Below are 12091 nucleotides of genomic sequence, written 5' to 3' on the forward strand. Positions count from 1 at the left end.
CCCGCTTCGACGCGTGCGAACGCAGCAGCCCAAATCTCCAGTCGCCTACGGCTCGTTCCGATTTGGGCTGCTGCGGTACTAACTGAAGCGGACAATTGGCATGTTACCTACACCGGACAATTCAGAATGTTCTCGACACCGAGAAACCACTCATTTGATGCGGTTTTTTGTTAACCATGATTAACCAATGCGCAACCTTATCGACTGCGGCTGCACGCCCGCTATGCGGCCACGCTGAACCCCTCGCTCACCCGTCAAAACATGTGAAAAACTGCGCGCTGCGGCCCACGTTCCGTGGCCGCAGATATCCGCTCTAAAGCAGGCTCACCAATTGTCGCGGAACCATTTCACGGCCCGTTTCAGCGTGCCGCTGGCATTGCGATCAACCGGCATTTCAAAATCCCACCATTCATCCTGCGGATGGGCGGCAAACAGGCTGAGCCCAACCGCCGATGCAAATCCCGGACCCGTGGCCGATTGCGGCAGGCCGTGCACGCGAAGGGGGCGACCCAAACGCACCTGATGGCCCAGAATACGGCTTGCGAGCCCATCCAGCCCCATGATCTGGCTGGACCCACCGGTCAGCACGATCTGCTGGCTTGGCAGGCTGTCAAACCCGGCCGCATCCAGCCGCGCGCGCACCTCTTCGAGGATTTCTTCGACGCGTGGACGCATGATGCCAATCAGTTCCGCCCGGCTGACAGCGCGACGGTCATGTTCCCAATCGCCCGTGTCGGCGTGAATATCGATCATTTCACGGTCATCCGCCCCGGTGGCATGCACACCGCCGTGGAAGGTCTTGATCCGCTCCGCATTGGCCATCGGCACCCCCAATCCCATGGAGATATCCGACGTCACATGATCGCCACCCATGCGCACCGCATCGGCATAGATCATATGTTTTTTCATAAAGACGGAAATCGACGTAGCCCCACCGCCCATGTCAATGCAGGCTGCGCCCAGCTCTTGCTCGTCTTCCACCAGGGCCGCGAAACCAGCGGCATAGGCAGAGGACGCAATCCCAGCCAGCTCCAGATCGCAGCGCTGAATGCAACGCACCAGGTTTTGCACGGTAGAGCCATCAACAGTCAGCATATGCATGTCCACCGCGAGCGTCTGGCCCATCTGGCCGCGCGGATCATTCAGACCCGAGCGATTGTCCAGCGCGAAGTTCACCGGCTGCGCGTGCAGCACCTCGCGCCCTGCGCCATATTCGGGCACTTCGCAGGCCGCAAGCACGCGGGCGATTTCATTCTCGCTGACCACCTGCCCCTCGAGATCGACCTGCGCATCCAGACCATAAGAGCGCGGATTGGCCCCGGAAAAACAGGCAATCACGTGATCGACCCGCACTTCGGCCATTTTCTGCGCGGCCTGCACAGCGGTGCGAATGGCGCGTTCGGTTTCCTGCATGGCGGTGATTTCGCCAAATTGCACCCCGCGCGAACGGGTGGTGGCCGCGCCGATCACCCGAAAGCCCGATTGCCCCGCCAGCGAGCCGATGGAATTGTCCTCGCTCAACCGGCCAGTGCCGTCAAAGCGCAGCACCAGACAGGCGATCTTGGAGCTGCCCACATCGAGAATGGCCACAACACCGCGCTGCATCGCCTGGCGGCGCATCTGCCGCATCGCACGTTGGGATTGATAGAGATCTGTCATGACCCTGCCTGTCTTCTCATTGACCCACTGCATTCAACTGTCGGATGCGCCACCAATCCTGCACGGCGGCCTCCGTCATGCGCACCGTTGGGCGCGTCGCCAGCCGCATATCCACTGCGGCCACATCCCGTTCCAGCAAATCGCGCACCTCGCTGACTGCGATCACCCGCTCCAGCGCAGGCACCGGATTGTCCGCAGGCAGCATCACCCGCTGGTCGCGATCCAGGATCAGATCCCAGCGCCGCTCGCCAACACGCACCAATCCGCGCACCCGTGACGCGATTGGCCCGGCCACCGCAAACAGCTGCAACGCTTCTTCGATGGCTTCATCCGCTCCGGCCCCGGCCACCAGAGGCAGATCAGGGTGCAGATTGCGCGCGCCCAGCTCCGCCACATAGACGCCAGTGTCATCCAGCAGCGCCAGCCCCTCACGGCTGCGCCACACCACTGCAGGCGTGCGTTCGACCACGGTGATCTGCAAAATACCGCCCGGACGGATGCGCACATCAGCGCTTTCCACCGGATCGAGCCCGGTGATTTCATCGCGAATCTGGGTCAGCTCAAGATCGAAGGAGCTGATCGGGAAATCGATTGGAACCACTTCGCGGATATCTTCGGACACACTGCTGCCCGCCCCGTCAATCGCCATCAGATTGACCATGAATTCCGGGCGTTCCTCGATGGCGGCGCGAATGTCACGCACCATCGTCTCCAGCTGATCGCGACGCCCGTCATCGGCCATGAACACCGCACCGGCCACGAACACCAGACAGAAGGGAATGCCAAACCGCACGCCAAACCGAATCCCCGGCGTCAGCATCCAGCGCTGCACCCGGTAGCGCAGCCGCGAGGGCGCGGGATCCGGGCGGCTGCCAGCGGATCGCGGATTGAGGCGCTCGATTAACGCCCGCATGATGCATCCTCAACGATCCAGTGGCACAATTCGCCAAAGCTCATACCGCAATGGGCCGCCTGTTCCGGCACCAGCGAGGTCGGCGTCATACCGGGCTGCGTGTTGGTTTCCAGCAGAATCAGACCGTCAACGCCGCGGCTTTCGTCCCAGCGGAAATCGGTCCGGCTCACACCGCGGCAGCCCAGGGCATCATGGGCGCGCACCGCATACTCCATACACAGATCAAAGATCTCTTGCGGCAGATCCGCGGGCAGCACATGGCGCGAGCCGCCCAGTTTGTACTTGGCGTCAAAATCATACCAGCCGTCAGTCAGGATGTCGGTCACCGTCAACGGGCGATCGCCGATCACCGTGGTGGTCAACTCACGACCGGGCGCATAGGTCTCCACCATCACCTGATCCGGCATATCCGCCGCCAGCTGCGGCGGCCCGTTGGCGGCCTCCTGCACGATGTAGATGCCGACACTGGAGCCTTCGTTGTTGGGTTTCACCACATAGGGCGGCGTCATCACATGGGCTGCACTCACGGCATCCTTGGCAAACAAGCCGCTCTCCACCACTGGCAGACCTGCAGCCTGAAACGCCTCTTTCGAGCGTTGTTTGTCCATCGCCAGCGCCGAGGCCAGCACACCGGAATGCGTGTAGGGAATGTTCAGCCATTCAAGCACGCCCTGCACGCAGCCATCTTCGCCCCAGCGGCCATGCAATGCGTTGAACACAACATCGGGGCGCGACGCCGACAGCACCTCGGCAAGATCCGGACCCGCGTCCAGCTCTGTGACCTGATACCCCTCATCCCGCAGTGCGGCAGCGCATTCGCGCCCTGTGGACAGCGACACCTCTCGTTCCGCCGAGGGGCCGCCCATCAATACCGTCACCTTCGGGAGTGTCCTGCTCGACTTACTCACGACAAGCGCCTCAAATTTCCGGGGCTTTGCGCCCCTTGTTGTTGTGGCCTGAAAGGGCCCGTGTTGCGCAGGATTGCCCTGCAATACTCGCGCGGGATGCGCCTGTTTGCTGCGATCCGAACCTTTGGTGCCTCACACCATATTAACGACAATTTCGTTACCGGCCCGTTAACACTGGCTTTACCAAGATCGCTCTCTTCCGCCGCGCATTGCCAGGGATCGTCCTCTGGAAACCCGTCGTCTCGCAAGGGGAAAGCCTTGGAAAACAGGTCATTTTGCACTTATTCGGAGAGCGGATCTCCCACCCGCATAATTTCCCACTCTAGCGTTATGCCGGAATTGGCGTAAACCTCTTTTCGCACATCTTCGCCCAATCCTTCGAGATCTGCGGCAGTTGCGCCACCCGCGTTAATCATAAAGTTGGAGTGTTTCTCGCTCATCTGTGCACCGCCACGCCGCGCACCGCGCATCCCGGCGTTGTCGATCACTTTCCAGGCCTTCAGATCATGCACATCATCGGCCAGCCCGGTCGAAGAAAACCCCGCAGGATTGCGGAAGGTCGACCCGGCAGAGCGCTCTTTGGTGGGCTGAGTCGCGTCCCGTTTGGCCAGTTGATCCTCCATCCGGGCATGCAGCGCTGCAGGCTCTGCCAGGGGTCCGCGCAATGTCGCAGAGACCAGCACCGCACCCTCGGGCAGATCGCTCTGACGATAGGCGAAATTCAGCGCCTCTGGTCCCAGCTCGACCACCTCGCCCGAGCGCAGCACCACGGCGGCCGACTGGAACACATCCGCCATATAGCTGCCATAGCAGCCGGCATTCATCCGCACCGCGCCACCAATGGATCCCGGTATCGTGCGCAAGAACGTCAGGTCGACGCCGGCATCCGCCGCCTTGCGCGCCACATGGGCATCCAGGGCTGCAGCCCCCGCTGTGACGGTATCGCCATCGACCTCAATCGTATTGAACCCGCGCCCCAGCCGGATCACAACGGCCCGCAGCCCGCCATCGCGCACAATCAGGTTGGAGCCGACCCCCATGGGAAAGACCTGCGTGTCGCCACCGCACTGCCGCAGGAAATGCTGCAAGTCCTCCAGATCCGCAGGCTGGAACAGATAATCCGCAGGCCCACCGACCCGCAGCCAGGTCAAATCGGCCAGCGTCCGGTTGGGGGTCAGCTTGCCGCGCAGCCCGTCGATGTCCATAGATCTCGTCCCGTCTTGTCGTCCGTCAAAATCACCACTGCGGACGCGGCTGCGTCCGGTTGCGTGCTCAGCCTCTACTCTGGAATCAGCACCGCCGACAATGGCTTCACCACCGCTCTGGCGCGCAATCCTGCCCTGTCTCAGCCGCCGTTCAACTGCCGCCGCACCCAGCGGCCCAGGTAAATCACCGGCCACCGCAGCATCGACATGCCCGCAAACAGCACACCCAGCCCCCACCAAGGGCCGTTTTCATAGGTCACAAAACCCAGCAACGGGATGCCCAGAGCGATCAGCACATAGGCGCGGGTCCAGTGGTTGTCGCGACTTGGGATCATCGCCAGCACGTTGGCCGCGACGGCCCAGATACAGGCCAGAAAGAGTGAGAGTGTCATTTACCAGACTCCCCCAGCATCGCCATGCGCATCCGCCCCAAACCATGGCGCAGGGGGCGACGAAACATCGACACCACCGCAAACACGCCAAAGCCCGCGACCCAGCCGCCGTGGTCTTGCGCCAGCAGCACAATCAGCAAGGGCGCTGTCAAAAGCAGCATCACGCCCGGCCAGATCTGCCAGCGCAGCGGCAGAGCCGCCACCACACAGCCTAGTAGCACCCACAGCGATGCGGCCACCACGCTCAGCATGGGACCTGCCCGGCGCGCAGGACCGCGCGGTCGATGAGGGGATGCCAGACCATCACAATCAGCCCTTCAGCCGTTCAGGCAGGGCGTTGGCCCAGGTGGAAATCGTCCCCGCACCCAGGCAGACAACCATGTCACCAGGGCGGGCCTGTTCGCGCACCAGACGCTCCAGATCCGCTTCATCCAGCAGCGCGCGGGCGTGGCGGTGGCCGTGGCGGATCAGCCCGGCCACCAGATCATCGCGGCTGGCGCCTTCGATCGGCGCTTCGCCCGCGGCAAACACATCGGCAATGGCGACCACGTCTGCCTCGTTGAAACAGCCGCAGAAATCATCAAACAGGCTGGACAGGCGCGAATAGCGATGCGGCTGGTGCACCGCGATCACCCGCCCGTCGCAGGCCTGCCGGGCAGCTTTCAGCACCGCCGCAATCTCTACAGGGTGATGGCCATAATCATCGATGATGGTGACGCCACCGATCTCGCCCACCTTGGTGAACCGCCGGTTCACCCCGCCAAAGGCCGCCAGTGCATCACGAATTTCCGAGCTGCGCATGCCGAGATGGCAGGCCACCGCCACAGCCGAAAGCGCGTTGGAGACGTTGTGATCGCCGGGCATCGGCAGGCTGCAGCCCTCGATGACGCGATCCTCGGCCTGCAGGTGGATGTCAAAATGCGCCACACCTGCCTTGTAGGTCAGGTTGACCGCGCGCACATCGGCCTGGGCGTTGAACCCATAGGTGACCACGCGCCGATCCGTGATCCGCCCCACCAACGCCTGCACCTCTGGGTGATCGGTGCAGCACACCGCCAGGCCATAGAACGGGATGTTGGAGACGAAATCGTAAAACCCATCGCGCAGCGTGTCAAAATCACCCCAATGCTCCATATGCTCGGGGTCGATATTGGTGACCACCGCAATGGTCGCAGGCAGGCGATTAAAGGTGCCGTCGCTTTCGTCGGCCTCCACCACCATCCATTCGCCCTGCCCCATCCGCGCGTTGGAGCCATAGGCGTGAATGATGCCACCGTTGACAATGGTGGGGTCGAAATGCCCGGCCACCATCAGCTCCGCCATCATGGTGGTGGTGGTGGTCTTGCCGTGGGTACCTGCGATGGCAATGTTGGATTTCAGCCGCATCAGCTCGGCCAGCATCTCGGCCCGGCGCACCACGGGCAGACCCCGGTTGCGCGCCTCATCCAGTTCGGGATTGCCCGGTTTGATCGCCGAAGAGATCACCACAACCGCCGCATCCTCCAGGTTCTCTGCGCGCTGGCCGACAAAGATCTGCGCTCCCAGCTTCTCCAGCCGGGTGGTGATCTTCGAGGCCTTCAGATCAGAGCCCTGCACCACATACCCCAGATTGAGCAGAACTTCGGCGATGCCCGACATGCCAATACCACCGATGCCAACAAAATGGATCGGGCCGACATCACCGGGGAGTTTGGTTGCTGGGGTCATGGGTTTCCTTCCTCGGACAGCTGCTCCACCAGCGCGACAAGCCGGTCGGTGGCATCGGGGATGCCCGTCGACAAGGCCGCTTGCGCCATCTGGCTGGCCGCATCCGGTGTGCTGAGAACCGTGGTGATTTGCTCTGCCAGCGCCGAAACGTCAAGAGCACTTTCCGGGATCAGGATCGCGGCACCCGCGTTCACCAGACCACGGGCATTGGCGGTTTGATGGTCGCTTGCGGCGGCCGCGAACGGAACCAGGATCGAGGGCCGGCCAATGACCGACAGATCCGCAATGCTGGACGCCCCGGAACGGGTGATCACCAATTGCGCCTCGGACATGCGCGCAGGCACATCCTGGAAGAACGGCTGCACCTCTGCAGCGATGCCATGCTCTGCATAAAACGCGCTGACGCGTTCCATGTCTTCGGCGCGGGCCTGATGCGAAATCCGCAGATGGCGGCGCAGATGCTCCGGCAAGGCGGCCACTGCGCCCGGCACCACATCCGACAGGATGCGCGCGCCCTGGCTGCCCCCCATCACGAGGATCGACATCGGGTAATCCCCCGGCGGGATATACGCAGCACCAGCGCGATCTGCCACAGCGGCCCGCACCGGATTGCCCACATGTTCATGGGGCACACCCTCCGGCAGCTCGGTCGGCCAGGTGCCACAGGCCACCCCCGCCACGCGCGGCGCAAACAGCTGGTTGACCCGGCCCAGAACACCGTTTTGTTCGTGGATCATCCGCGGCAGCTTCAGCAGGGTTGCCGCTCCAAGCGCCGGAATGGAGGGGTATCCGCCAAACCCGATCACCGCATCGGGCCGGTCACGCCGCATCTGCAGCGCCATGGAGATCACCCCTGCCCCAATCCGCGGGGCTACCATCGCCTTGGCCAAAAGCCCCCCACGGGCAAAGGTCGCTGACGGCACCTGGGTGATTTCCGTGGTATGCGGGAAGCCGCCGGTGTAGCGCGCGCCGCGCGCATCGGTGGAGAGCTTCACCCGCCAGCCCCGCCTCAACATCGCCTCGGCAAGGGCCTGAGCCGGGAACATATGCCCCCCGGTTCCGCCTGCCGCCATCAAGAGCAATTTCTGCGCCATTGTCCCTGCTTACTCTGTTCCAGCACCCTCAGGTGCCTTGATCCTTGGGCGCACCCGATGCACCGCCTTGCGCTCAGCTGCTGCGACGGCCGCCATAGCCGCGCAGGAAATCCGCAATCTCGCCCTGCGGGCGCGAGCGGGAAAACGCCAGCAGCATACCAACCGCGATACCGCCCGCAATGAGCGAGGAGCCCCCATAGCTGACAAAGGGCAATGTCATGCCTTTGGCAGGCAGGAGCCGCACAGCAACGCCCATGTTGATCATCGCCTGCACCCCAAAGATGCAGACCAGACCCGTACCTGCAAGGCGGATGAACGTGTCCCGCTCCCGCATCAGGCGGAACAGCGACCGCGCCACGACCGTTGCATAAAGCAGGATCAGGATCACCACGAGCACAAGACCGTATTCCTCGGCCGCGACTGCAATGATGAAATCCGTATGCGCATCTGGCAGCGACCATTTCACCTGGCCCTCACCAACGCCCACACCAAACAGACCGCCTTCGCGGATCGCATTGGTGGCATAGCCCATCTGCGTGGTCGGATCGATCTCGGGGTTCAAGAACCCATCAATGCGGCGCGCAAAATGTTCGGAGCTGGAATAGGCAACAACGCCCCCCATCACCACCACAACTGCCATCGCAACCAGCAACAGCATCGGCGCACCGGCGACGAAATACATCACGCCCCAGCCAAACAGCACCAGACAGGCCTGGCCGAAATCAGGCTGCATCACCAACATCATCACCACCACAAGGCACAGACCAAATGACATCAGCGTGCCGGGCGGACCATTGATCTGCTGACTGGCCGCAATCAACCAGGCGGCCACCACCACAAAACCGGGCTTCAGAAACTCCGATGGCTGGATCGAGGCAAAGCCCAGCGAATACCAGCGCACAGCGCCTTTGCCAAAATCGGTGCCAAAGACCGGCAGAAACGCCAAGGCCACAAAGGCGCAGACAAATCCGACAACCGCCAGACGCCGCACCAAGGTGGGTGACATCATTGATGTGATGATCATCGCCGCCAGCGCCGTCAGCCCAAACACCGCCTGCCGCTGCACATAGTGGAAATTGCCAAACCCATTGCGTTCCGCCAATGGTACCGACGCCGCCAGCCCCAGCAACAGCCCGATGACAAACAACATCAGAATGCTGGACATCGTCCACTTGTCTAGCGTCCGCCACCATTTGGGGAGAATCGGCTCTCCCGTTTGCGCGGGGAGCGCGCCATAGACCATTTCAGTCATGGATATACCGCCACTATCTGCCTCGTGAGACGCCCCGTTTTCGGGGTCGTTGGCAAAAGAGTAACCGGAAACTTTACGTCAGACCAGCCTCTTCCTCTTGCCTTTGGCGGTAATCCGCGCCTATGGGCGGGCATGGCTTACGAAACCCTTATTCTTGGTGCTGGCGCTGCCGGTATGATGTGCGCAACCCGTTCTGGCCCCGGCACGCTGGTGATCGACCACGCCAAAGCGCCGGGCGAGAAAATCCGCATCTCCGGCGGTGGGCGCTGCAACTTCACCAATATGTACGCAAGCCCCGAAAACTACCTTTCGCAGAACCCACATTTCTGCAAATCCGCCATGGCGCGCTACACGCAGTGGGATTTTATCGAGCTGGTCGACCGCCACGGCATCGCCTGGCATGAAAAAACCCTGGGACAGCTGTTCTGTGATGGCTCGGCCAAACAGATTGTCGCCATGCTGGTGGATGAGCTGAAGGCCGCCGGCGCAGATCTGTGGCTGCAGACCTCGATCCTGTCGGTGGACAAAACCACCGAAGGCTTTCGCGTCACGGTCGAGCACGAGGGCAAGAAACAGGCGCTGGACGCGCGCAATCTGGTGATCGCCACGGGCGGCAAATCGATCCCGAAAATGGGGGCCACGGGCCTCGCCTATGATCTGGCGCGCCAGTTTGATCTGCCGCTGACCGACACGCGCCCCGCACTGGTGCCTTTCACCTTTTCGGATGCACGGTTCAAGCCGCTGTCCGGTGTCGCCCTGCCCGCGCGCCTGTCCAATGATCGCGCCAGTTTTGATGAGGGGCTGTTGTTCACCCACCGGGGTCTGTCCGGCCCCTCGGTGCTGCAGCTGTCGTCCTATTGGCGAGAGGGCGAAGAGATCACCGCCAATCTGATCCCCGACAACCCGCTGTTTGACCGGCTGCGCGAACAACGCCAGGCCGGTGGCGGCAAGGATCTGACCACCGAGTTGGCCCGCCATCTGCCCTCCCGCATGGTGGACTTCCTGGCCCCCGAGCTGGGGCTGAGCGGACGGCTTGCGGATCAGTCGGATGCAGCCCTGCGCGATCTCTGCGACCGGCTGGAGCATTGGCAGCTGACCCCCTCGGGCAGCGAAGGCTATCGCACCGCCGAGGTCACGCTGGGTGGCATCGACACCGACGCTCTGTCCTCCAAAACGATGGAGGCCAAAACCGTTCCTGGCCTGTTTGCCATCGGCGAAGCGGTGGATGTCACCGGCTGGTTGGGCGGCTTCAACTTCCAATGGGCCTGGGCGTCGGGCGTTGCAGCAGGTGCGGCCATCGCAGCCCGCAGCTGACCAGCAGACGCGACCCCACAGTGCACCCATCGCACCAGCACCCATCTCATCAACGCCGATCTCACCAGCCCCGATCTCACCAGCGACAACCACAGAAACGCGCGCTCAGCCCGCCTCGCCAGTGATTTTTGCAACCTCTGCGATGAAATCCTCACCGCGCTGTTCAAAGTTGTCGTATTGATCAAAACTCGCTGCCGCAGGCGCCAGCAGAACCGTCTCCCCCGCCTCAGCCTCCGCACTGGCGCGCGCAACTGCCTGCGCCATGGTGATGCACACCTCGGCCTCCACATCCAGCTGCATGGCAAACCCGGCGGCTTCCCGCCCGATCACATAGGCCTTGCGCACCTGACCGGTCTGACCGCGCAGCGCCTCCAGCCCGCCTTCTTTCTCCAGCCCGCCACAAATCCAGCGGATCTTGTCGAACGCCGCCAGTGCCTTCACCGCGCTGTCCAGGTTGGTGGCCTTGCTGTCATTGACATAGCGCACGCCTGCATGGGTCGCGATGGTCTGGCTGCGATGGGGCAATCCCGGATAACTTGCCAAAGCGTCCTCGATGATCCGCGGCGCCAACCCCAGCGCGCGCGCCGCTGCATAGGCGGCACAGGCGTTCTGGTGATTGTGGGCGCCGGGCAACCCCTGCATCTGGCGCAGATCGATCGACGCCGCCTGCCGGCCCTTGCGATATTCGCTGAGAAACCCCTTGCGGGCAAAAACCTGCCAGCCCGGCCCGGTCAGCTTGCGCTGCGCCGACACCCGGATCACCCGGTCATCGCTGGCGGCCTCCGACATCTGCCCCGCCAAATACAGACCCTCGTCTTCGTCCACGCCGATGATGGCGCGATCGGGCCCGCCTTCGGCAAAGAGCCGACGCTTGGCCGCGAAATACCCTCCCATGCCCGCGTGGCGGTCCAGATGATCGGGGCTGAGATTGGTCCAGACCGCCACATCCGGGGTCAGGGCGCGCGCCAGATCGGTCTGGTAGCTCGACAGCTCCAGCACCACGACACCCCCCGATCCCGGCGGGTCGATATCCAGCACACCGCGACCGATGTTGCCTGCCAACTGGCTGTCGCGCCCAGCGGCCTGCAGGATGTGGTGCAACAGCGCCACCGTGGTGGATTTGCCGTTGGACCCGGTCACCGCCACCACCCGCGGGGCTTGATCGAATTTTTCCCAGGCCTGGGTCGCCACCGAGCGGAAAAACAGGCCGATGTCATTGTCCACCGGCACCCCCGCCACCAAAGCCGCCCGGATCACCGGGTTCGGTTTGGGATAGAGATGCGGGATCCCCGGCGACACGATCAGGGCGGCGATATCTTCGAAGGCACCGGTTTTGAGCAGATCCCGGCAGGCGAATCCCTCGACCTCTGCGCGCGCCCGAGCGCCCGGATTGTCATCCCAACAGACCGGCTCCGCCCCGCCTGCGCGCAACGCCCGCGCTGTTGCCAGACCAGAGCGTCCCAACCCCAGCACCGCAACCGATGCGCCGTGAAATCCAGTAACTGGGATCATCGCCCGCCCTCCCAAAATCGTCTTTGATCAAATCGCTACCCGATTGGAGGCAGTGATGCCAGCTTTCTGTGCTGCCACCGCGGGATGCGCGCAGGCAGTCCAAGTGGCGGCTGGCCGGGAGTTCGCCCCGCAGCG

General features: G+C 62.9%; 11 protein-coding genes. 1 reads left to right on the forward strand and 10 read right to left on the reverse strand.

Going from position 1 to position 12091, the window contains the following annotated elements; translation table 11 throughout:
- Nucleotides 1-324 precede the first annotated feature (324 nt).
- The 9 genes from ftsA to ftsW form a co-directional block, all read right to left on the reverse strand.
- The gene (ftsA, locus tag Q0C28_RS14395; protein WP_293576834.1) at nt 325-1659 is read right to left on the reverse strand and encodes a cell division protein FtsA; all 1335 of its coding nucleotides are present in this window, start codon (nt 1657-1659) and stop codon (nt 325-327) included.
- Nucleotides 1660-1675: 16 nt separating this feature from the next.
- Complete coding sequence (locus tag Q0C28_RS14400) at nt 1676-2572, reverse strand: cell division protein FtsQ/DivIB (protein WP_293576835.1); 897 nt, start codon at nt 2570-2572, stop codon at nt 1676-1678.
- Nucleotides 2560-3480 carry a D-alanine--D-alanine ligase gene (locus Q0C28_RS14405; RefSeq protein ID WP_293576836.1) on the reverse strand — a complete coding sequence of 307 codons (921 nt, stop codon included), beginning with the start codon at nt 3478-3480 and terminating at the stop codon, nt 2560-2562. The genes Q0C28_RS14400 and Q0C28_RS14405 overlap by 13 nt, the downstream gene beginning before the upstream one ends.
- Before the next feature lie 281 nt (nt 3481-3761).
- Nucleotides 3762-4685 (reverse strand): UDP-N-acetylmuramate dehydrogenase, encoded by a 924-nt coding sequence (gene murB / locus Q0C28_RS14410; RefSeq protein ID WP_293576837.1) that lies wholly within the window; start codon nt 4683-4685, stop codon nt 3762-3764.
- A 140-nt stretch (nt 4686-4825) separates the two neighbouring features.
- Complete coding sequence (locus tag Q0C28_RS14415; RefSeq protein WP_293576839.1) at nt 4826-5077, reverse strand: DUF2484 family protein; 252 nt, start codon at nt 5075-5077, stop codon at nt 4826-4828.
- Nucleotides 5074-5328 (reverse strand): DUF2484 family protein, encoded by a 255-nt coding sequence (locus tag Q0C28_RS14420; protein ID WP_293576840.1) that lies wholly within the window; start codon nt 5326-5328, stop codon nt 5074-5076. Before Q0C28_RS14420 ends, Q0C28_RS14415 begins: the two co-directional genes overlap by 4 nt.
- Before the next feature lie 58 nt (nt 5329-5386).
- Nucleotides 5387-6784 (reverse strand): UDP-N-acetylmuramate--L-alanine ligase, encoded by a 1398-nt coding sequence (gene murC / locus Q0C28_RS14425; protein ID WP_293576841.1) that lies wholly within the window; start codon nt 6782-6784, stop codon nt 5387-5389.
- Nucleotides 6781-7878: a UDP-N-acetylglucosamine--N-acetylmuramyl-(pentapeptide) pyrophosphoryl-undecaprenol N-acetylglucosamine transferase gene (locus Q0C28_RS14430; RefSeq protein WP_293576842.1), complete on the reverse strand. Its 1098-nt coding sequence runs from the start codon at nt 7876-7878 to the stop codon at nt 6781-6783. Before Q0C28_RS14430 ends, murC begins: the two co-directional genes overlap by 4 nt.
- A gap of 73 nt (nt 7879-7951) precedes the next feature.
- Complete coding sequence (gene ftsW, locus Q0C28_RS14435; RefSeq protein WP_293576843.1) at nt 7952-9130, reverse strand: putative lipid II flippase FtsW; 1179 nt, start codon at nt 9128-9130, stop codon at nt 7952-7954.
- Between the two features lie 132 nt (nt 9131-9262).
- Between ftsW and Q0C28_RS14440 the strand changes: the two genes are divergently transcribed.
- Nucleotides 9263-10444 carry an NAD(P)/FAD-dependent oxidoreductase gene (locus Q0C28_RS14440; RefSeq protein WP_293576844.1) on the forward strand — a complete coding sequence of 394 codons (1182 nt, stop codon included), beginning with the start codon at nt 9263-9265 and terminating at the stop codon, nt 10442-10444.
- Between the two features lie 105 nt (nt 10445-10549).
- Here Q0C28_RS14440 and murD read toward each other — a convergent pair whose 3' ends face one another.
- Nucleotides 10550-11956, reverse strand: coding sequence for a UDP-N-acetylmuramoyl-L-alanine--D-glutamate ligase (murD, locus tag Q0C28_RS14445; RefSeq protein WP_293576845.1), 1407 nt, complete (start codon nt 11954-11956; stop codon nt 10550-10552).
- Between the last annotated feature and the right edge of the window lie 135 nt (nt 11957-12091).

This window comes from Phaeobacter sp. (genome assembly GCF_022825805.1).
Taxonomy (GTDB): domain Bacteria; phylum Pseudomonadota; class Alphaproteobacteria; order Rhodobacterales; family Rhodobacteraceae; genus Phaeobacter.